The following is a 21,813-nucleotide window of genomic DNA, read 5'->3' on the forward strand; positions in this document are numbered from 1 at the left end:
ATTCAATGGGCAATTACAGGTACGGATCTTCCTGCGCAAGGTAGTTCTGGACATAATCTTTCGCGCCCTCTTCAAGAGAACGGAATTTAACAGGACAACCGGCATCCTGAAGGCGTTTCATTGGTGCTTCAGTAAAGTACTGATATTTACCTCGCAGAATTTCCGGCATTTCAATGTAGCTGATGTTGGATTCAATATCCATTGCTGCAAATACTGAATTAGCAAGTTCATTCCATGTACGTGCGGTGCCGGTACCAAAGTTGAAGATACCATTAGCCTGCGGGTTTTCAAGTAACCACCACATAGCTTCAACACAATCTTTTACGTACACAAAGTCACGTTTCTGACCACCGTGCGGGTAGTCCGGGTGGTATGACTTAAAGAGCTTCATCTCTTTAGTCTCACCAATCTCGTAGAAAGCCTTACATACAACACTTTTCATGTTGCCTTTGTGGTACTCATTCGGACCGTACACGTTAAAGAATTTAAGAGACGCAATCTTATCGAGACGTCCGGTGCGGGCTGCCCATAGATCAAAAAGTTGTTTGGAATATCCGTACATATTCAGCGGCTTCAGCTTTTTCATAGTTTCAAGGGAATCCTCAAAACCGAACTGGCCATCACCATATGTTGACGCGGAGCTCGCGTTAATGAATCTTGCATCGTTCATAAGTGCAAGTTCACACATTGCTTTGGTGTACTGCAGATTGTTTTCCATAAGAAAATCTGCGTCTTTTTCTGTAGTAGAAGAACACGCGCCCATATGAATAACTGCATCAACTTCCCAAGGAAGCTGGTCGTGCATTACCATTTCAAGAAATGTATCGCGATGGATATATTCTTCATAGGTACGGTTAACAAGGTTCTTCCATTTCTCGGTGCAAGCGAGATTATCCACTACAATAATATCTGTGATGCCCATTTCATTGAGCTTCCAGATCATAGCACTGCCGATCATTCCGGCGCCACCAGTAACAATATACATACGGTCCTCCTAGCAGAAACTAGCTAACTTTTTTCTCAGTAATATTCTCAAGCTCAGGGCCATGTTCAGTTTCTACGATACGCAGACCGAACATGTGTACAGTTTCACCAAGAGTGCGACCAAAAAGAAATTCCATTTCTGCTGCCGGAATCCCTGCTTTTTCCTGAACAACCTTACGGAATGCCATATCGAAGCGTACTGATTCCAAAAACTCTTCTTTTGCAGAAGGATCATTTTTCATACGTTCGTAAATAGTCCCGAGGTACTCATAGCCACATTTTTCTTCGTGTGTTCTTACAAGCTCAGCATATCCGTTATTATCACCAAGAACATCAAAGCGGGATATGCGGTTTTCTTCGTACATTTCCTGAAGAGCATCAGGATTCCAACAGTCCAGAGTTCTACACTCTGCTGGACGGTCATTATAAATGAAACAAAGACGGTCTACCACATTAAAAAAGCAGCAAGTCCATGTACTTTCGTTACGGCGGGTGATTTTTACGACTTCCTGCTGAAGCGGTTCAAGCTGACCTGTTACGTTATTACGCACCAGTTCTCCGCGACGGAATGTCATCAGGTCTTTACGCTGAAACACCCCTTTTTCGTACAACTCAAGGTCTGTTTTGTGCAGAGCAGGGCCGCCCTTTGCACAACATGTACCGCAGCGGGTACATTCTTTCTGTATTTCCTGACCCATATTAGGTCTCCTTTTTTATCTGTATGGATAGTTCGTCTACCCGCGCACCGCTCTGACTGCAAACTGGCACGTCATATCCTGCCAGCCCACAAACCCCATTGATGCACTCACAAACCATGCCGCCATATACGACTTTGTGTCGCACGTCCAGAGTGTATCCTGTGCACTGTCCAGAAGCTGCGGCACACAAAAAGCTCCAAGTTCCGGTGGTTCCTGCACTAGTGACGAAAGCTCGTCTACTGTTGGTAACCGCCAATCCTGATAGCCAGCAAAATTTATTTCATTCAGCGACGCTATGTACGTATGGGCTTCGTCCCATGTACACGCAAATTCGCTACCGGACTGCTGCCACATTTTTCCTGTCACAACATCGGTTACTGTTCCGTCCTCATTATCAACCAGATCAGCCAGACCTGCACAATCAGGACGCCATAATGAATCTAGACCGAAGGTCTGCTGAGCCTGCGCAAGACGCACTTTAATCGGCTCTATACGCATCACTGGAGCATCTGTGGAGCACGGCTGCGTTTCAGCAAATTCATCAATAAACCGACATTCGTTATCAACCCGTTCACGCCATGTCTCAACCAAAGAATCAAGCGCAATGCGCATATCCTTAGCTGTGGCAAACCGCTTTTCCGGATCAAACGCCATTGCAGTATCGAAAAATGCATCCCAATCATTATCAAGATCGAGAGAATATTGACTGGCATGCGGAACAACATTGTTTGTATACAGAGCTTCGTCTGTAGGCAATACCCCTGTAAGCATCCGGTATAACATAACACCTACAGAAAAAATATCCGCTCTGCCATCCACACTGTCCGGTGCTGCTTCCTGCTCAGGTGCAGCATAATACGGGGAACCGATGCGTTCGCCCTTTGCAGCGGACGTCGGGGTCATCTCGCCGCGAAGCCGTGACAAGCCGAAATCAATCAGCTTAATTTCATCCAGCCCGGTAATCATAAGATTAAACGGCTTCACATCCCTGTGCACAATCCCTGCCTGATGCATCCGGTAAAGAGCATCAAGCGTCTGAGACGCATACGAAACAGCAGTTGTAAGCGGAAGCTTGCGCGTCGGCGCTTCCACACGGTAGCTTTCACCGATTACCATGCCAAGGTTACGACAAAAATACTCCATGATAAAAAAAGGCGTACCGTCCGCAATATCATAATCCCATATGGCTGCAATATTAGGATGATCGAGTTTTCCCATAATGCGCGCTTCTGCTTCAAACCGTGCGATAAGCTCTTCCCGTTCAACCAGAAATTCCATCATCTCTGACGGCTTAAGCACTTTTAATGCAACAATGCGCCCCGTAACCGGCTGACGAGCTTTAAACACAGCCCCCATACCGCCCCTGCCAAGGAGGCCGCATACTGTATAGCGTCCAATCTTCATATTATTTCCTGTAGACTACGGAAGTAACCGTCTGGCATATCGCTCCGGCAATCCGCGTTCTTTCATCTTGGCAATCGTCTCAGTGGGGTCATATGCAACGCAACGCACAGTAAGTTCATGGGACTCTATGTCCCACACAAGGTACTTTGCCCGGGGATCGCCGTCACGCGGTTGTCCTACTGCGCCTGCATTCACCATGTATCGACTGGTAAAATCGAGAGTGTATGTTCCTTCATGCAAATCACTGCGTTCTACAGTATCACCCACAGCACGCACAAGACCAAGCTCATGTGTGTGTCCAAGAAAAGCTATTTGTTCGGGGAAACGGGAAAATTTCAATAGAACTCGTTCGTCGTTCAACTCCCATATATACTGGAAAGCCGACCGAGGCGGCAGACCGTGTACAAACAAGGCTCCGTGCAACGAAAGAACAAGAGGAAGCGAGCGCAGGTATTTCAAGGATGTATCAGAAAGCATATGCGAGGTTTTATCCACCGCTTCCACTGACTGCCTATTAAAGCAGGAACGATACTTACTACGACCCACCCCAAGCTCATGGTTTCCGGCAACAGAAATAATTCCATGTTCCTGAACCGTCTTCACACACAACTCAGGGTCAGGCCCATACCCCACAATATCTCCAAGAGAAATTATCTCGGAAACATCAGGAAAGGACAGCTCAATATCATGCAGCACACTAGTTAGAGCTTCATAATTTGCGTGAATATCAGACAGAATTACGATTCGCATTCAAGGAACATAACAGGAACTGATTTTGCTGACAAAGTGTAATAATGCCCCCCGCTCCTAAGCACTCCATTCCGTACCGTGTACCGTTTTATTTGCAACTCATTCAGCCAGCCCAGCAACATACCGGAATAAATCTGTCATACATCCTTGTGTTGAACTGAGACTTATAACCACTGCGAATTGCACTAACAGCCCAGCTCACGTATTTTGTAGTATGTATTTCTAACCCACAACTTTTGTCAGGTGAAAAAACAACCAACTTTTAAACTCATACTTCTTGGGCACAGTATAGCAGAGGAACAACGGGCACCAAATTTTATAGGTTAGCAATGCATCATCACATGAATCCTCTCTTTTTACAGAAAACAAAGTATGTTCAGAGGTAATAGTATGCAGATAGCAATGATCGGTCTTGGCCGTATGGGAATGAACATGGCTCGCCGTCTTATTCAAGGTGGACATCAAGTTGTGGTATGGAACCGTTCATCTGACAAAGTTGCAGCCATTGTCAGCGAAGGAGCCATCGGAGCACAAACAATCAAAGAAGCCGTGCAACGCCTTACTCCACCACGTATAATCTGGTGCATGCTGCCTTCCGGCAATGTAACAAAGCTTATTTTAAAAGAAGTTTTAGAGGCAATCAGTTCGGATGATCTGGTCATCGAAGGCGGCAATTCCTACTGGAAGGATGATCTGGAAAATTCAAAAGCATTTGTTGAAAAAGGTTGCGGCTACATTGATGCCGGAGTTTCCGGAGGCGTATGGGGATTAAAGGTTGGATACTGCACCATGGTCGGCGGTAAAGATCGCTTTGTACGCCGGGCAAAACCGATCTTTGATACGCTGGCGCCTCCCCGCGGCTGGAAGCATGTAGGCCCTGTCGGCTCCGGCCATTTTATTAAGATGGTACACAACGGCATTGAATACGCCATGATGGAAGCCATCGGTGAAGGCTTTGACCTCATGCGAAACGGCCCGTTCGAAAAACTTGATCTTGGAGGCATCGCGGATCTATGGGGCCAAGGCAGTGTTGTGCGCAGCTGGCTGCTCGAATTGTTGGCAATAGCTTATGAACGCGATCCGGATCTTGAATCCATCAAAGGTTTTGTCAACGACTCCGGTGAAGGGCGCTGGACCATTCTCAACAGTATTGAATACGGCATTTCCACCCCTGTTCTGGCACAATCCCTTTTCAAGCGTTTTGAATCCCGCCAGCAGGACGTGTATTCTAACAAAGTTCTTGCCGCACTACGTAAGGAATTCGGCGGACACGCCGTGAGAAAAGAGTAGGAAGCCCCATGCCCAGTATTAAAGCAACATATTCTTCTGCCACCAACTCGTGTGAAGAATTAACTCCGGACAGTTGCGGGATAATTATCTTCGGAGCGTCCGGAGACCTTGTTTACAGAAAGCTGATACCGGCGCTGTTCAATCTGTATACACGAAATCTTATGCCTATTACCTTCTACATACTGGGTTTTGCACGAACTGAAATGACCGACGAAGAATTTAAGGAACGTATCCGTAACTCGCTTATTTCTGTACATAAAATAAGCGACACTCAGATGGTCGAGTCGTTTCTTTCACAATGCAGATACACCTCTGGAGAATACAACGATATTGAAGCTTACAGGCGGTTACAAAAAAAAGCCGCTGGCTGTGATTGCGATTTTACTAAAAAAGAAAATAAACTCTTCTATCTTGCCCTCCCGCCACAACTCCATCCGACCGTAGTGAGTCGACTGTCTCAATCCGGACTGACCATGGAGGGCGAAAATGAAGACCCGTGGGCACGAGTTGTTTTTGAAAAGCCGTTCGGTCATGATCTTAAATCTGCACTTGAACTGGATAAGCATCTCACCTCAATGCTTAATCCATCACAGATCTTCCGTATCGACCATTATCTTGGCAAAGAGACGGTGCAATCCATTTTAATGCTCCGTTTTGCAAACATTATGTTTGAACCACTTTGGAACCAGAGGTACATCGACAATATTCAAATTACCGTTGCAGAATCAGTAGGCGTTGAGCATCGGGGCGGCTATTATGAAAAAGCAGGATGCCTGCGGGACATGTTCCAAAACCACATGCTGCAAATGCTCTCACTTGTTACCATGGAACCTCCGACACGATTTAAAGCACATTGTGTCCAGAGTGAACGTGTAAAGCTGTTACACGCCATCCGCCCATGGTCGGAACGTACACTAAAAGACAACATTGTGCGCGCCCAGTACGTTGAAGGAAAAGTAAACAATGAAGATGTACATGGGTACCATAGTGAGCCTAACATTGCGCCGGATTCTACAACAGAAACGTTTGTAGGCATGAAGCTCTATATAGATAACTGGCGATGGCAGGATGTACCTATTTATATGCGCTCAGGAAAGCGTCTGAGCATGCGTGAATCAGAAATTGCGGTCACCTTCAAACGGGTTCCGCACTCCCTTTTCGGACTCGAATCACAACACGAAATGCCGTCAAACATTCTGGTTATGAAAATTCAGCCGAATGAAGGCGTTGATCTGACCATCCACACAAAACAACCGGGACCAAAAGCCTGCATGGCGAGTCTGTCCCTCTCTTTCAAATATTCTGAAGTATTTGATACTGTTCCACAGGATGCCTACGAACGGCTGCTGCTGGACTGTATGCTCGGCGACCGAACACTCTTTCTTTCCCGCGAAGGTGTAGAAGCTGCGTGGAAGATTGTTGACCCAGTCCTGAACTTCTGGCGTGACCATCCGGAACAAGCTCCACTGCATACATACAGTGCCGGATCATGGGGGCCTAAAGCATCAGACGAGTTACTGCTGCGCAACGGGCACCAGTGGCGGAATCCGCCTGAGGAACACGGGACGCACTTTAAAAGTCTGGCAAAGCCGCTCATTATACGGAAATAAAAAGCTGTTATTGTCTGCTTCCGGCGGCTGAGGGAAACTTGGTTGAAACAAGCTTCTCACCAGCCCGCCCTTTCCCCTTTATAAGACCTTGTTACCAAGCCTGTTACGTTCAAAACAAGCGTTCAACAAATCACAACTGACAGTCTTGTTCGCTTCTGATATGCCAAAGATATGTTTCGCCCTTTTAACACTCCCATCGAAGACATTGCCATTGTCTTCGGGCATGAACGCAGCCTCAGCAACGGTGAGAAACGAATTTACTCCGTTGCAGCCTTACGTATTTCCCAACACGCTACAGTAACTGAATTCACCTCACATATCCGTTCAGGGAAACTTCGTGCACGGGAATATGCTCATTCCCAACTGGGTGAAGCAAAACTAAAAAAAGCGCCGGACGAAATTACTGTATCCGGCCATCTTCAAGATTTCTTAGAGGGCATTGACCATGTGGTGGGCTACGTTCCAAACGGACATATCATTTCACTGGAGCCGCTCTGCAACAACGAACGAATTATTGATGCCGCCCTTCTTGCTGACTATTTTATGCCGTGGACAGGTGCCGCCACAGCAAAATCACTATGGGAATATCTCCATAAGCAGGAGCGTCAAAAAATCAGCTTTTCAGCCTTGGAAGGAGCCAAGCTGTGTGCTGATTTTCTAGAACATTTATTCGGTACCGTGTTAAACGACACAACGTTCCCCGCCACAAGTGCCCTGCGTTACTATCTCCGTACCAGCAACACTCTTTTTGGCACATTTTGTTGCCACATGCTGGAACACTTCGTCGACTATTTCGGCAATGCTCTTATTACTCCTGTATCAAAGCCGGAAACAGCAGACTGGGAACAATTTTTAGACACGGTACCCAAAAAAGAAAAATCAACTGTCCAACGGGAAGCATTTCACGAATTACCAGAGGACGATATTCAACAGCTTTACGAACAGCTTGCCCACAAACGGAAAGACTATTCCGTCCGCCAACCGCAAGTGGACTATGCATCCCATGTAGCGCGGGCTATAAATGTCAATGCCGTTGCATGCATAGAAGCAGGAACGGGCACGGGGAAAACTCTTGGATACCTGCTTCCTGTCATGGAATTTTTGAAACGCAATCCAACGCAGCGTGTCGCAATTGCTACGTACACAAAGAGTCTGCAAAAGCAGTTGTACGGAAACGAACTCGATTCCTGCCGCGAACTGTTCGGACAGTACAACACTATTCCTGTCGCACTCATCAAAGGCAAATCGAACTACGTCTGTGCGCAGAAATTAAATGACATCCTCTCGCCCCTGCTTGACGGCATGGAGATGCTCTCATGGCTCTACTTTGCGAATATCTGTTACCAGTATCGGATTACGGATCTTGACGATGTCACGCCGCGTATGCGCGCATATTTTGATGAAGGCAGAATCCTGAGCAACATTGCGCAGGAAGTCTCTGCAGGAAGCGGCTGCTTCAGTACACACAAGCAATGTCCCGGCAACATTGTCACCGCGGAAGCCGCCCAGTCACGTCTTGTCATTACCAACCACAACAAACTTGTATTGATGGAACAAGACCCGCAACTAAGCGAGTTGTTCAAACATTGCATCATCGACGAAGCAAATCACTTTGAAGATGCGGTTCGTACGACGTTGAGTCCGGAATTCTCTACTTCAGATATTTTCTTCTATTGCCGCTACCTGCGCGAACAATGCCGCAAACTTATTCTTGCACCCTCCACACCCGAGGCAATCGAGTATCAAGCGGAAGCTGTGGTCAGTGAAATTGCCTACACCGTCACAAAAATAGATGCACTTCGCGATCAGTTCAAACAAATGAATCAGGCCGCAGCGTACGGTGCTGTTCCGGTAACGCCTACCCATCAGGCCTTCACAAAAGGTGATATCACAAACGATCTCGAAATTCTCAACAAACACCTTGAGCGTATCCACGAACTATCTGCCTTCTTTTCCGGCAAAAAAGCGGGCAACCTTCCACTGGGATACAAAAGCATTTCCCGTTGCCGCACAATGCGTACTCTGCTGCAAGAAGCCAGCGTCAATCTGATGCTCATCCGCAAAGGCCTGCACGAAGACGGCACATGGAATTCTATCCAAGTTTTCCCCCGCAACTGGTTACTCTGCGGTGGGCAGGTCTATCTGGGGGCCTTTATTCGCGAATCAATTATCAAACAGCGAGACACCATTATTCTGACGTCTGCCACCCTCACCCATCAATCCAGTTTTACTCCGTATCGTCGCACTCTGGGGCTGGGTAAATCAGATGTCCTCACCTTTTCAGATAAAGAAGCACCACCCAAACCGTGTTTTGTCGCCCGCGTCGCACCGCCCTTTACGCCCGACTATTCGCTCGTTGTTCCTTCAGATGCACCAAGCGCCCTTTACGAACACAAAAAGCTCTGGCTGGAATACACGCTCACGGTGCTGCCAAAACTCATTGAATACAATGACGGAGCAACACTTGTACTCTGCGCCAGTTATGAAGATTTGGAAGCCCTGCGAAAAGAATTTGAAGCAACCTACGACGGCAGCTATCCGCTGCTGTTCCAACGCAAAGGAGAACCTGCCACCGCGCTTATTGAAGAATTCAGAACAACGCGCGAAAGCGTTCTCTTCGGAGTAGAAACATTCTGGCATGGTGTCGATTTTCCAGGAAATACGCTCACGCAGGTCATCATAACACGGCTGCCGTTCCCCGCGCCCAATTCTCCGCTTATGGATGCCCGAAAACGGTTCCTGCCAGACGGTGTATTCTGGGAACGTTACCGCTACGAAACGGCAATCAAATTCAGACAGGGTGCCGGTAGGCTCATCAGACGCGAAACGGATTCCGGCCTCGTAATTGTACTGGATAACAGGTTACTGAAAAACCAGCGCCTCGCACCTTGCCCAGTTATTCAAGGCATGCGAAATATTCCAGAACGCCATCGAGGCAAAGGTTGGAACAAGGCTAAATAGAAAAAGTCCGTACAAATTATACGGACTTTCTTTATTTTCAACAGCTAATGCGACTAGCTACTTTTTCACAAAGACTACCCAGTAACAATGCAACCCCTGAATTATCCCACCACCACAAACGTTCAATGGTAATAATATCATTTGTTATATATTTTACTCATTTTTTAAAAGCAATAATACAACCAATTGATACAGCACACTCTAGACTGTAACCGCTTTTCTTTCAGCCTTCTGTCACTCGATTCGCTGTTAGCAGGGCTTTCAGAGCAATTTTACGACGCAATAAACGACTGTCAAAAAGTAGACAACCAACTTTAAGGACTCAAGTGCAAAAATGGTACATACAATTTGTGCGTAAAAAAAATATACCTATTATTTTATATATTTATACTGTGAATAAGTTGTTAATTTATCCATCTTATAAAACTCCACACTTGATGCGCTGAAGGGTTTTTGGTAGCTCTGTGGCACCCAAAGAATGCTTCCTTCAGGAGCCGAAAGGCGCAAAGGAAATCCGGTTAAAAAATCCGGTGCGGTCCTGCCGCTGTAATCTTACTTCCGTTTTTTAAAGTTGTCGCCCACGGCAGTGCAAGTAAGAAAGCCAGCCCCCTTCCTGAAGCCCTACCGGTACAAAGCGTACTACCGGTATTCAATCTAAATAATCAAAAAACTGTGCCTGCGTATGTTGAGGTTCTGCCGCTTCGTACACACCCCAGGCTATAAGATGTCGAGTTGCTGTCGCACGCATGCGTTCTTTTCGTGTGCTCTACTTTTGCTATGCACTTTTTATGACGTCCGGAGTTATAATGCCTAAACAGATTCTCAAGCGAGACGGTTGCATCGAAACTTGGTCCCTCGAACGAATTGCCCAAGCTATCCTCAAAGCACTTAAAAGCAGTGGCATCAAAGACCCACTCCTTTCCAAACGACTTGCACGTAAAGTTGAAGAAAAACTTGCGAATGTTGAAGCTCCAGAGCAAGAACAAGTACAAGATACTGTACAGCAAGTACTCATGGAAGCTCGCTTGTACGCTGTTGCAGAACGTTACATCATTTACCGTGAAAAACGCCGTGAAATGCGTACTCAGGATCAGGCATACTTTGACGTCGCCAGCATGATCGAAAGCTATCTTGACCGTAGCGATTGGCGCGTAAACGAAAACTCCAACATGGGGCATTCATTTCAGGGTCTTATCCTGCATATGGCAGGTTCTGTTCAGGCTCGTTACGTGCTTGAAAAATATCCGGAAGAAATCCGTCTGGCTCACACTCACGGCTACTTCCACATTCATGATCTTTCCTTTGGTCTTGCTGGCTACTGCTCCGGTTGGAGCCTGCGTGACCTGCTGCTCGAAGGGTTTAACCTTGAAGGCCGTTGCTGCTCTGCACCAGCAAAACACTTCGATTCCGCTTGTGGTCAGATTGTAAACTTTCTTGGTACGCTGCAAAACGAATGGTCCGGTGCACAGGCATTCAACAACATTGACACCTACCTTGCACCATTAATCCGCCACGACAATCTTGATTACGCGAATGTTCGTCAGCAGATCCAGAAACTCGTTTTCAACTTGAACACAACATCCCGCTGGGGTGGTCAAAGCCCGTTCACCAACTTTACCTTCGACATGGTAGTTCCTGCGCATATTGCTAAGGAACCAATCATCATTGGTGGCGAGTTCCAGGACACGACCTACGGCGAATACCAGAAAGAAATGGATATGATTAACCGTGCATTCCTCGAGGTTATGCTCGAAGGTGACGCAGATGGTCGTATATTCTCTTTCCCTATTCCTACATATAACGTTACCAAAGACTTTGACTGGGACTCTGAACCAGCTCAGCTTCTTATGGAACTTACAGCTAAGTACGGCGTTCCGTACTTCCAGAACTTCATCAACTCCGATCTTAATCCGGAAGATGTCCGTTCTATGTGCTGCCGTCTGCAGATGGATCTTCGCGAAATACGCAAAAAGACTGGCGGACTGTTCGGCGCTGGCGACCTCACCGGCTCCATCGGTGTTGTTACCTTGAACCTGCCTAAGCTTGCGTACCTTGCACATAACGAAGAAGACTTCCTCGACCTCGTTGAAGAATACGCAGAAATGGCAAAAGAATCTCTCGAATTCAAACGCAAGCTCTGCCAGAAAAACCTCGAAGCAGGCATGTTCCCATTCTCCCGTCGCTACCTCAAAAACGGCTACAAAGGCCACTTCTCAACCATCGGTCTTATCGGTGGTCATGAAGCATGCCTCAACCTGCTCGGAAAAGGTATCGAAACGGAAAGCGGTCTGCGTCTTATGCGTCGTGTTCTCAACCACCTGCGTACTCTCACCGTGCGCTTCCAGGAAGAGACCGGAAACCTGTACAACCTTGAGGCAACTCCGGGCGAAGGTACTTGCTACCGCTTGGCAAAAACAGACAAAGACCTCTACTCAGACATCATCTCTGCTGGTAACGAAGTACCGTACTACACCAACTCCACCCTGCTTCCAGTAGGTCTGACCAGTGACGTTTTCTATGCTCTTGAGCACCAGAACGAACTGCAGACCCTCTACAACGGTGGTACCGTATTCCACTCCTTCCTCGGTGAAGCTGTACCGGAACCGGAAAGCATCAAGAATTACCTCATCAAAGCGATGACTAATACTAAAATTCCTTACATTTCCGTGACTCCGACTTTCTCCATTTGTAAGGAACACGGCTACATCAACGGCGAACACTTTAATTGCCCTACCTGCGGCAACGAAGCTGAAGTGTATACCCGTGTTGTCGGTTACTACCGCCCAGTTAAGCGCTGGAACAAAGGTAAACAGGAAGAGTACCGCGAACGTCAGGAATACGCACTTAGCGCACTTACTGACTGCTGCTGCGAAAGCTAGTCTGCTTCACAGCAGATTTCGCGATAGATACTATACAAAAAAAGCCGTTCTGCATTTGCAGAACGGCTTTTTTATTTATGAAAAGAAACTGACTAGTTCTTTAAGCTGTGGATTGGAGCCGGAATACGACCACCAAGCTTAATGAACGACTCTGCATTACCACCCGGTACAGCCATAATCTTGGCTTCACCAAGTAAACCGCCGAAAGATACATTATCGCCAACGCCTTTACCCGGAACAGGAATAATACGCACAGCTGTTGTTTTACTGTTGATCATACCAATTGCCATTTCATCAGCAATAATACCGGAAAGGGTTGATGCAGAAACATCACCCGGAACTGCAACCATATCAAGCCCGACTGAACATACGCTTGTCATGGCTTCAAGTTTTTCCATGGTCAACGCACCGGATGCCGCTGCTGCCGCAATGCTGGAATCTTCTGACACAGGAATAAACGCACCGGAAAGACCGCCAACGTGGGAAGAAGCAAAGGCGCCGCCTTTTTTAACAGCATCGTTCAGCATCGCCAGCACAGCAGTAGAGCCTGGAGCACCAATAGAAGAAAGGCCGATAGCTTCAAAAATTTCACCTACGGAGTCACCAACTTCCGGAGTCGGAGCCAAAGAAAGGTCAGCCACACCAAATGGAAGTCCAAGGCGCTGTGCTACTTCGGTACCGATAATCTCACCGACTCGGGTGACTTTAAATGCTGTACGCTTAATAACCTCTGCGATATCGCCGAGACTTTTTGCACTGCCATCCTGCACTGCACGGTCGATTGCTTTTTTAACAACGCCCGGGCCGGAAACACCGACGTTAATTACCGCCTCAGGCTCGCCTACGCCAAGGTAGGCACCTGCCATAAACGGGACATCCTGAGGGATGTTAGCAAACACAACCAGCTTAGCGCAGCCAAGCCCGTCTCTGTCCGCAGTGCGTTGTGCAATATCCTTAATCCGCTGCCCCATAAGAGCAACAGCATCCATGTTTATTCCGCTTCTGGAAGACGCTACGTTAATCGAGGAACAGACACGCTGCGTCACGGCCAGCGCTTCCGGAAGAGCATCAATAAGAGCACGATCACCTTTGGTCATGCCTTTCTCTACCAGCGCACCAAAGCCACCAAGAAAATCTACACCAGCTTCCTGTGCTGCTTCATCAAGTACCTGACACGCTTTCACCATCTGTTCCGGCGTATAGGAAGCGCACACAACGCCCATAGGGCTTACACTGATGCGTTTGTTTACAATAGGAATACCGTACTTATCGCCAACCTCATTACAAGTAGCCACAAGCTTTTCTGAGTAAAGTTTGATCTTGGTGCGAACCCTGTCTGCAAACACGTCAAAGTCGTGACTTGCACAGTCAAAGAGGCTGACACCAAGCGTAACGGTACGAACATCCAAATGCTCATTTCGGAGCATTGCTAAAGTACTGAGCACTTCGCGATCTGAAAGCATTTTTTTTCCTTATAAATGTCAGGCTAAAAATCCCATCTTATGCAGACAGTGACAACTTTCAAAAAATTGTCACGCTTCATAAGCTACACAGGTTGAACCCTGTGCACTGCTTCAAAAATGTCCCTATGCTGAACACTTACACGTAGCGAAAGCTCTTCCGCCTTCGCGTCCAGAGCAGCTCGTAGAGTTGAAAGCTCAACGGAACCGGGAACAATTACCTCAAAAACAATGAGAGCATATCCATCCGGTTGATCTTCAGGAACAATAGCTTTCAGGTTGGCAATATTCACATTATACTCGCCGAGAATACCTGAAATTGCAGCAACAAGCCCCTTTTGGTCAGGACCATCTGCAGTTACTACAAACGATTGAGGGTTTTCAGCAGACCAGCTCCTACCGTCATAAAGGCGTGCTGTAACACTGAGGTCAATCTGTCGTTCAGCAAGTCCCTTCACCAGTGCTTCCTGCAATAGGTCAATAGTACAACCGTCTGGCATTTCAGCAATAACGATTGCAGCAAATTCACTATGCAGAATAGTTTGACTTACTTCATTAATGTTGCAATCCAGACCTGTGAGCAGGCTGGATACCGCATGCACGACTCCCGGTCCATCATGACCGAGAAATGATACAACTACCTTTTTCATATTTTGCACTCCAAACATATAGATCAGACGAGATTGATTGCCTCAACTCATTATGTCAAGTCTTACTCCGCAAGAAGAATGCACTGGCGCTTGCTGCAATCCTCCTCTCCCCCCGTTACAATCCTCTCTTTTTTCCCAAAACAATATCTGTTTAAAAAAGTAAATCTCTTCTCCTATCAGCACAAAACTAACATTGTGTTTTTAAAAACATATTTTACTTTCCCACAAGCATATGCAATGCAAGGACACTACACACTTCACAAAACACGTATTCATATAAGTTCAAAGGATATTCTCATGAAAAAGATCGGATTATTGGGTGGCATGAGCTGGGAATCAACAGTCACATACTACCGTCTGTTAAATGAGGGCACCCGCAAGCGCCTTGGCGGAATTCATTCCTGTAAAATTCTTATGGAAAGTGTCGATTTTTCTGAACTCAAAGATTTGATCAGCAAAGGAGACTGGGCCTCCGTCGGCACCAAGCTTGCCCAAGCCGGACTGAACACAGAGGCAGGCGGTGCGGATATGCTTCTTATTGGCGCCAACACCATGCATCGCGTTGCTGATACTGTACAAGGTGCGCTTGAAATACCAGTACTTCATATTGCTGATGCAATCGCAATCAGAGCCAAGGAGCTGAATGTTCACAAACTCGGATTGCTCGGCACAGTCTTCACCATGGAGCATGATTTTATCAGCCGCCCACTTGCAGAAAAATATGGACTCGAAATAATTGTTCCAGAAAAAGAAGCACGCGGCATAATCCATGACAGCATCTTTAACGAATTCAGTCGTGGTCAGTTTCTGGACAGTACCCGTCAAAAATATATCAGTATTATTCAGGAACTTAAAAACAATGGTGCGGAAGCAATTATCCTCGGATGCACTGAAATCGGTCTGCTTATGGAAGATACTGATTGCAACATCCCGCTCATTGATACCGTTCAGGCACACGTCAACATGGCTCTCGATAAGGCTATAGGTTAATATTTTTTAAAAATCTTGCTGCCGCCGAAGGTATAAAAAAAGCCACGCTACAGCGTGGCTTTTTTGCGTAAAATCAGGATACTACAGTTTAATGACAACCGCATGATTGGCCGTGTTTATGCCCGCCTCGACCAATAAGCTGCTTACCCACAAGAGCAAGCAGGATAATCACAGAGAGATATCCCACAGCACCGTGCTGGTGTGCTTCCACAGTGTTAACCCATGAAAAAACCGAAAGACCGAGCTTTGCATAGACCCAGTTTACAGCAAGTCCTAGTATTACGGATGTTACCGCAATCGAACTTACGTAAATAAACGCTACGCGTTTACCAAGAGTCTGTGCAACTACGGTGATAGTTGCAGCGTTAGTTGCCGGACCAGCAAGCAAGAATACAAGCGCCCCACCAGGAGAAAGACCTTTCAGCGCGAGCGCAGCAGCGATTGGGGTTGATGCAGTTGCACATACGTACATTGGCACACCGATAAACACCATCAGGATCATACTGAATAGTCCATCACCCACATATTCTTGAAAGAAGGTAACTGGCAAAAAGGTAGAAACGACAGCGGCGATAAGCACACCGATAAGCAGCCATTTGCCTATGTCCGCAATAAGTTCACCAAAGGCAAACTGCATACCGGCCGAAAATTTTTCTTTAACAGTTTTCCCCGCAGGCTTGGATGAACAACAACCGGAAGTGCAGACCTCTTCTTTTTTCATTGTTGTCGGTGCAAAATTTAGCGGAGTAAAAGCCACTTTCCCCGGCTTTGGAGTTTCCGGGAACATATCAACCAACGTACCTGCTGTAAGCGCTGAAATAAATGCAGCTACCGGACGGAAAATAGTCATAATCGGGTCAAGCAACGCATACGTAATAGCAATAGAATCAACGCCCGTCTCCGGCGTCGAAATCATAAAGGATGTGGTTGCGCCTTTACTGGCACCTTGCTGGCGAAGTCCTGCCGCTGCGGGAATTACACCACAGGAACAAAGTGGGAGAGGTACGCCGAACATGGAAGCCTTAACAACTGCTCCCTTAGTATTTTTACCCAGATGGCGCGCCACAAAGTCATCCGGCAAAAATCCTTTAAGAAGTCCGGCTACAAAAAATCCGAAAAGAACATATGGGGCAGCTTCAAGCAGAATCTCCCACACCTCTAAAAAATATTGTATTACAATTTCCACAAGTTACCTCTGAAAATAAAGTTACACATGAACACGTATTCATATGTAATTAAAGCAGAAGCACTGGACGGTCAAGTGCATAAAAGCAATTAGGTGCCCTTGCTCTACGTAACGGCTACGCATAAAAAAAGGACATCAAATTGATGTCCTTTTTATAAGCTATAATCATCGCAACACCTCCGTCTGCTTCTTGACACACAGGACAGGGAGACAGCTAGATCACTTACCCGCTAGATAAAAGCAGACGCGGAGCACGTCAACTTTTCAACACTAGGCAAGCATTGATAATGCTACATTAAGCTCAGCGTCCAACCGGTTCTGCACTCCTGTACGAACTTCAGGTGTTGAGGTTGCAAATTCATTACTACGCTGTGCGTAAACATTTTTAATAAATGCTTCCTGCATATCTTCAGAGAAACCGCCCGTGGCGCCAAATGCTTTTGCAAAAATTTGTACAGCCCCGCGAGGACCGTGCTGCAAGGAAGTAGAAAGCAGTACTTCTTCCATTGCGGTACTCATTTGGCTTATATTCATTTTATCTTGAACAACTCGAGCTACTGGAGTGTAGTAGCGGGACTGCATGAATGCATCCTGCATTTTCTCGAACCGTACAGGGTCAATATTCGCCACTTCCTGCCATGCTGTCGGCATTTCGCCCTGCTTGGAGCCTGTATTCACCTCACCTGCTGCCCTGAGGTGTAACGAAATATCTGAAGCGTGCGCATCAAGGTACGTCAAAAAATCGTCCATTGTACCACGAGCGGATGAGAACTGGTATTTGCCATACGAAGTCCCTCCAGTCGCATCATAGCCAATGGCAGCAATATTTCCGGCAGCTCCGGATTCAAACATCGCAGCTAATGACCCACGAACGTCATTAGTTACTATAGGCTCAACATGGTTCGCTTCACTTTCATCAGTGCTATCACCCGCAGCACTGTCAGAAGCTTGAACACGTGCATCCACATTACCGTTTTCAATTTTACGGCTCATCATCCCCTGCAAATTAGCAGTAATGCCGGAGGCAGAAGCTGTCTCAAGCTGATTTTTTTCAGCTGCTTCTGTCAGAGTTTTGAGTGCATTACTTAATACAGTAGGTTCAATGGATGAAACATTAATAAGTGTTGCAAGTGCAGAAACGTTTCTGAGGTTTATTCCAGAACGTGCAGACTGTTCAGCTTCAGCTAATCCATAGTATGGATTTTGAGTCGGCAAAGCAGATAACTGGGAAGATTGAAACGATGCCATGGCATCTGCAATCTGCTGCGGCTCTCTAAGCAAGGCTTCAAAACGGCTCATCCCGTCTTTTTGTGCAGCATTATCAATTGAAATCGCACCATTGCGTCTTTTTGACTGCTGCAGGACTCCCTGCACCTGCGTCATAGAGATTTGGGTAACAGACATAATATTCCTCCTAAAGCTCCCCCGAGCTTGACAACGTACGATTTCCACTGAGCAATTAGAATGCCAACTCGTTATACTCGTTATAATCCGAGGGATCGCGACGGCACAAACAGTAAGTACTCACTATTGCATCCCGGAAAATGTCAGTTATTTGAACGTACTTTACGGATGGCGCATGTCCAAATTTTGTAACAAGATACGAAAGATCTGTATCATTTCCATACTGCAATCATTTTGTAATATAGAAATAAAGTCAGCCAACCTTGCAATTTTGCATTGTTCTTCAAGAAGATATACTGTTGTAATCGTATTTTAGAAAATCGACACTTGACGCTGTCAGCATTTGCCGTATCTTCCCTTGACGGAAAAACGCTTAGCATCTGGTACACCTATTGATATCTTTGTGTTGCCAGTTGCTCCTTAACCAACATCGGAAACAGGACATTCAATGGGAAAAGACCTGATAATCGTAGAATCACCCGCAAAGGTGAAAACAATTAAAAAGTTCCTTGGCCGTAACTACATGGTTCACGCCAGTGTAGGTCACGTGCGAGATTTGCCTAAAAAAGATCTCGGCGTAGATGAAGAAAAAAACTACAAGCCGAAGTATCAGATCATTCAGGGTAAACAGAAAGTTGTTTCCACGCTGAAAGAAGCGGCAGCAAAAGCTGATCACGTATATCTTGCTCCCGACCCCGATCGCGAAGGAGAGGCTATTGCGTGGCATATTGCTGAGATTATTAAAAAAGAAAATCCTAATGCTAAGCGTATCCAGTTCAACGAAATTACCGCCCGTGCTGTCCGTGAAGCGCTTGAGCACCCGAAGGATTTGAACGAAAACCTCTTCGATGCCCAGCAGGCCCGTCGAATTCTTGACCGCCTTGTGGGCTATAAGCTCTCCCCTTTACTCTGGAATAAAGTAAAACGTGGTATTTCTGCAGGTCGAGTACAGTCCGTTGCGCTGCGCCTCATTGTTGAACGTGAAGCGGAACGCTATGCATTTGATCCGGAAGAGTACTGGGTTTTTAAAGCTGAAATGGAAGGTGAAACCCCGCCGCCATTTAAAGCTACACTTCATCAGATAGCAGGTAAAAAAGCTGTTGTTCCTAACGAGGAAGCTGCAATAGCGCTTCAGGAAGCAGTGCTCGCATCCAAAATAAGCGTAGAAAAAGTTGAAGAAAAAAAGCGCAGCCGTCAGCCGCTGCCACCGTTCATCACGTCCACACTCCAGCAGGCAGCAAGCCAGCGCCACGGATATTCTGCGAAACGTACCATGTCCATTGCCCAGCGCCTATATGAAGGTGTTGAGCTTGGCGACAAAGGTACCACCGCGCTTATCACGTACATGCGTACTGACTCCGTGCGTATTGCTGACGATGCGCGTGATGCAGCGAAAGAACTTATTCTTTCCATGTACGGCGAAGAATACGTTCCACCAAAACCACGATTTTTTAAAACCAAATCTAACGCTCAGGATGCTCACGAAGCCATCAGGCCTGTTGACGCATCTATCACTCCGGATTCCATCCGTACGTTGCTTCCACGCGAACAGCACGCGTTGTACACACTCATCTGGTCCCGCTTCATGGCTTCCCAGATGGCAGCAGCTCAATTCCATGACACCACTGTCACTATTGCCGCTACACCAAATGCAACGACCATTAAGAATGCAGACGAATTAGCCAGCACATGGCGCGTAAAGGGCGAGCGTATGCTCTTCCCCGGCTTCCTTGCTGTTTCTCCGCAGAAGACAAAAGAAGACTCCGTTGAACTCCCTAAGCTTGAAGCAGGACAGGACATCCGTCTTCTTACGCTTGATAAAGAACAGAAATTTACACAGCCACCAGCACGATTCTCAGAAGCTTCTCTAGTACGTGAAATGGAAGAACTCGGTATCGGGCGTCCATCCACCTATGCAGCCATTATTTCAACCTTGATTGATCGTGGCTATGCCCTGTTGGAAGAAAAGAATTTTGTGCCGACCGACCTTGGCCGCATCGTTTGCCAGCAGCTTGTAAAACACTTCTCCACCCTTATGGACGTGCGTTTTACGGCGCAGATGGAAACACTGCTCGATAACGTAGCAGAAGGTAAGCTGAACTGGACACAACTCATGACTGACTTCATGAACGACTTCAACCCGACGCTTGAAAAAGCTACTGAAGAAATGGAGTCAGTAAAACAGGGACTTGAAACTGACCTTACCTGTTCAGAATGCGGCAAGCCGATGATGATCAAGTTTGGTAAGGCTGGAACCTTCCTTGCTTGTTCCGGCTATCCGGACTGTAAAAACACCTCCAACTTTACCCGAGATGAAAACGGTAAGGTTGTGCTTGTGGAACGCCCAAAAGAAGAATTACAGAAAATGGGTGTATGTCCGGATTGCGGTAAAGACCTTGTTCTTAAACGTACCCGTACCGGCGGCCGTTTTATCGCATGTACCGGTTATCCTGAATGCAAGCACGCAAAGCCGTTCTCTACGGGCGTAAAATGCCCGCGTTGTAACGAAGGCGAAATTGTTGAAAAGTCTTCCCGTTCCGGGAAAATATTCTATTCCTGCAGCAGATATCCCCAGTGTGACTATGCCCTGTGGAACTACCCTGTGGAAGAAGAATGTCCGCAATGCGATTCAAAACTGCTCACTATTAAAACAACCAAGGCACGCGGCAAGCATATTGCCTGTCCGGAAAAGACTTGCCGTTACACCCGTAGCCTCGAAGAAGATTCCGAATAAATTACTAAAAACAAAAAGCCCGAATCACAATGTGATTCGGGCTTTTTGTTTTTCTTTAGAGGCAACTGTTACTATTGCCTTTACAGAAAACGATATTACCTTACGGTTTGCTGTGCCGAAACCTAAATTAGGTCTTTCGGGGGGAAGGGGGGGGGGAAAGACACAACAAACCGTAAGGGTAAAACAACGCTGTCAAACGTGAAGCAACCAGTTGGACATGCGTATGTCTTATACTCGCTTTGTACGCTCGAACTGCACGGCAGTGCCGTAGCAGGAGAAATATTTACTGCCATCCGGATGAAACGCAATGTTTTCCTGATACCCGATAATGGCCTGTGCGCCTTTATTAACGGCACGGGCTGTCATGCCAAAAAATGCATCGTCAGAATCATATCCGCGGCACGCAACTAACCCGAGAACTTTTCCAATAGCACGTCCTTCCAGCACCTCAGTCGTTACTACAGGGAAACGGCCAGCAAGAAATAATTCCTTTACACGTTCCATATTCTCGGTACGAGCCTGTTCAGCCTGTGTTGGCTTTTTATCATTTCCACCAAGCAAAAATAACATTGCAGTCCTCCTGAATTGGCACTCTATCTATTCGGAACGCCACGTAATTGTCTTTGTGAAGTCATATAGCAAGGAGCTTGCCACTTTTGCAAGCAACTGATTTAACATATTATTTTTTAAAATTGTCAAAAATTCGCCACGTTGTAAGAGATGACAATTGAGCGAATAAACGGTACATGATGCATGAGGTAAGCGTTCAAAATACGCTAATACAGCCTCAAATTTATAATGCTGAAGAACATG

At 46.6% G+C, this 21,813-nt stretch carries 15 protein-coding genes; 6 read left to right on the forward strand and 9 right to left on the reverse strand.

The features are described 5' to 3' along the window. Positions 1–13 precede the first annotated feature (13 nt). Genes rfaD through F461_RS0105680 form a run of 4 tightly spaced genes read right to left on the reverse strand, consistent with a single transcriptional unit; the run spans position 14 to position 3,836 of the window. Positions 14–985 (reverse strand): ADP-glyceromanno-heptose 6-epimerase, encoded by a 972-nt coding sequence (gene rfaD / locus F461_RS0105665; protein ID WP_020000182.1) that lies wholly within the window; start codon positions 983–985, stop codon positions 14–16. A 19-nt stretch (positions 986–1,004) separates the two neighbouring features. Further along, complete coding sequence (locus F461_RS0105670; protein ID WP_020000183.1) at positions 1,005–1,682, reverse strand: YkgJ family cysteine cluster protein; 678 nt, start codon at positions 1,680–1,682, stop codon at positions 1,005–1,007. 36 nt (positions 1,683–1,718) lie between these two features. Further along, a complete protein-coding gene (locus F461_RS0105675) occupies positions 1,719–3,086 on the reverse strand; it encodes a protein kinase domain-containing protein (protein WP_020000184.1) in 1,368 nt (455 codons plus the stop codon). A 15-nt stretch (positions 3,087–3,101) separates the two neighbouring features. Continuing rightward, positions 3,102–3,836 (reverse strand): metallophosphoesterase family protein, encoded by a 735-nt coding sequence (locus F461_RS0105680; RefSeq protein ID WP_020000185.1) that lies wholly within the window; start codon positions 3,834–3,836, stop codon positions 3,102–3,104. 390 nt (positions 3,837–4,226) lie between these two features. Here F461_RS0105680 and gnd point away from each other — a divergent pair, with 390 nt between their 5' ends. The 4 genes from gnd to F461_RS0105700 all read left to right on the forward strand — a co-directional run bounded on the left by gnd (position 4,227) and on the right by F461_RS0105700 (position 12,576). Next, positions 4,227–5,126, forward strand: a complete 900-nt coding sequence (gene gnd / locus F461_RS0105685; protein ID WP_026364639.1) for a phosphogluconate dehydrogenase (NAD(+)-dependent, decarboxylating) — start codon at positions 4,227–4,229, stop codon at positions 5,124–5,126. 8 nt (positions 5,127–5,134) lie between these two features. Continuing rightward, a complete protein-coding gene (gene zwf, locus F461_RS0105690; protein WP_020000187.1) occupies positions 5,135–6,736 on the forward strand; it encodes a glucose-6-phosphate dehydrogenase in 1,602 nt (533 codons plus the stop codon). 171 nt (positions 6,737–6,907) lie between these two features. Continuing rightward, complete coding sequence (locus tag F461_RS0105695; protein ID WP_020000188.1) at positions 6,908–9,697, forward strand: ATP-dependent DNA helicase; 2,790 nt, start codon at positions 6,908–6,910, stop codon at positions 9,695–9,697. 806 nt (positions 9,698–10,503) lie between these two features. Beyond that, a complete protein-coding gene (locus tag F461_RS0105700) occupies positions 10,504–12,576 on the forward strand; it encodes a ribonucleoside triphosphate reductase (protein ID WP_020000189.1) in 2,073 nt (690 codons plus the stop codon). A 92-nt stretch (positions 12,577–12,668) separates the two neighbouring features. Here F461_RS0105700 and F461_RS0105705 read toward each other — a convergent pair whose 3' ends face one another. Together F461_RS0105705 and F461_RS0105710 are read right to left on the reverse strand one after the other, a co-directional pair. Further along, positions 12,669–14,039, reverse strand: a complete 1,371-nt coding sequence (locus tag F461_RS0105705) for a PFL family protein (protein WP_020000190.1) — start codon at positions 14,037–14,039, stop codon at positions 12,669–12,671. A gap of 83 nt (positions 14,040–14,122) precedes the next feature. Continuing rightward, the gene (locus F461_RS0105710) at positions 14,123–14,686 is read right to left on the reverse strand and encodes a glycine cleavage system transcriptional repressor (protein ID WP_020000191.1); all 564 of its coding nucleotides are present in this window, start codon (positions 14,684–14,686) and stop codon (positions 14,123–14,125) included. A 297-nt stretch (positions 14,687–14,983) separates the two neighbouring features. Here F461_RS0105710 and F461_RS0105715 point away from each other — a divergent pair, with 297 nt between their 5' ends. After that, positions 14,984–15,676 (forward strand): aspartate/glutamate racemase family protein, encoded by a 693-nt coding sequence (locus F461_RS0105715; protein WP_026364640.1) that lies wholly within the window; start codon positions 14,984–14,986, stop codon positions 15,674–15,676. A gap of 88 nt (positions 15,677–15,764) precedes the next feature. Here the strand turns inward: F461_RS0105715 and F461_RS0105720 are convergent, their stop codons facing one another. Together F461_RS0105720 and F461_RS18560 are read right to left on the reverse strand one after the other, a co-directional pair. Further along, on the reverse strand, positions 15,765–16,862 hold the full coding sequence (locus F461_RS0105720; RefSeq protein WP_020000193.1) for an SO_0444 family Cu/Zn efflux transporter: 1,098 nt from the start codon (positions 16,860–16,862) through the stop codon (positions 15,765–15,767). A 270-nt stretch (positions 16,863–17,132) separates the two neighbouring features. After that, positions 17,133–18,266: a VgrG-related protein gene (locus F461_RS18560; RefSeq protein ID WP_020000194.1), complete on the reverse strand. Its 1,134-nt coding sequence runs from the start codon at positions 18,264–18,266 to the stop codon at positions 17,133–17,135. Positions 18,267–18,714: 448 nt separating this feature from the next. On the opposite strand from F461_RS18560, the gene topA reads away from it, so the two are divergent. Further along, positions 18,715–21,000 carry a type I DNA topoisomerase gene (topA, locus tag F461_RS0105735; protein ID WP_020000196.1) on the forward strand — a complete coding sequence of 762 codons (2,286 nt, stop codon included), beginning with the start codon at positions 18,715–18,717 and terminating at the stop codon, positions 20,998–21,000. A gap of 228 nt (positions 21,001–21,228) precedes the next feature. On the opposite strand, the gene F461_RS0105740 is transcribed toward topA, so the two are convergent. Beyond that, positions 21,229–21,570, reverse strand: a complete 342-nt coding sequence (locus F461_RS0105740) for a YbjQ family protein (RefSeq protein WP_020000197.1) — start codon at positions 21,568–21,570, stop codon at positions 21,229–21,231. Between the last annotated feature and the right edge of the window lie 243 nt (positions 21,571–21,813).

Origin of the sequence: Halodesulfovibrio aestuarii DSM 17919 = ATCC 29578, assembly GCF_000384815.1 — a bacterium.
GTDB classification, from domain to species: domain Bacteria; phylum Desulfobacterota; class Desulfovibrionia; order Desulfovibrionales; family Desulfovibrionaceae; genus Halodesulfovibrio; species Halodesulfovibrio aestuarii.

What these genes read in the sequence shown, in the direction of transcription:
- F461_RS18560 (WP_020000194.1), bottom strand. Translation starts at nt 18,266, where the DNA reads ATGTCTGTTACCCAAATCTCTATGACGCAGGTGCAGGGAGTCCTGCAG.
- F461_RS0105740 (WP_020000197.1), bottom strand. Translation starts at nt 21,570, where the DNA reads ATGTTATTTTTGCTTGGTGGAAATGATAAAAAGCCAACACAGGCTGAA.
- F461_RS0105700 (WP_020000189.1), top strand. Translation starts at nt 10,504, where the DNA reads ATGCCTAAACAGATTCTCAAGCGAGACGGTTGCATCGAAACTTGGTCC.
- gnd (WP_026364639.1), top strand. Translation starts at nt 4,227, where the DNA reads ATGCAGATAGCAATGATCGGTCTTGGCCGTATGGGAATGAACATGGCT.
- F461_RS0105710 (WP_020000191.1), bottom strand. Translation starts at nt 14,686, where the DNA reads ATGAAAAAGGTAGTTGTATCATTTCTCGGTCATGATGGACCGGGAGTC.
- F461_RS0105705 (WP_020000190.1), bottom strand. Translation starts at nt 14,039, where the DNA reads ATGCTTTCAGATCGCGAAGTGCTCAGTACTTTAGCAATGCTCCGAAAT.
- F461_RS0105680 (WP_020000185.1), bottom strand. Translation starts at nt 3,836, where the DNA reads ATGCGAATCGTAATTCTGTCTGATATTCACGCAAATTATGAAGCTCTA.
- F461_RS0105695 (WP_020000188.1), top strand. Translation starts at nt 6,908, where the DNA reads ATGTTTCGCCCTTTTAACACTCCCATCGAAGACATTGCCATTGTCTTC.
- F461_RS0105675 (WP_020000184.1), bottom strand. Translation starts at nt 3,086, where the DNA reads ATGAAGATTGGACGCTATACAGTATGCGGCCTCCTTGGCAGGGGCGGT.
- F461_RS0105670 (WP_020000183.1), bottom strand. Translation starts at nt 1,682, where the DNA reads ATGGGTCAGGAAATACAGAAAGAATGTACCCGCTGCGGTACATGTTGT.
- F461_RS0105715 (WP_026364640.1), top strand. Translation starts at nt 14,984, where the DNA reads ATGAAAAAGATCGGATTATTGGGTGGCATGAGCTGGGAATCAACAGTC.
- rfaD (WP_020000182.1), bottom strand. Translation starts at nt 985, where the DNA reads ATGTATATTGTTACTGGTGGCGCCGGAATGATCGGCAGTGCTATGATC.
- topA (WP_020000196.1), top strand. Translation starts at nt 18,715, where the DNA reads ATGGGAAAAGACCTGATAATCGTAGAATCACCCGCAAAGGTGAAAACA.
- zwf (WP_020000187.1), top strand. Translation starts at nt 5,135, where the DNA reads ATGCCCAGTATTAAAGCAACATATTCTTCTGCCACCAACTCGTGTGAA.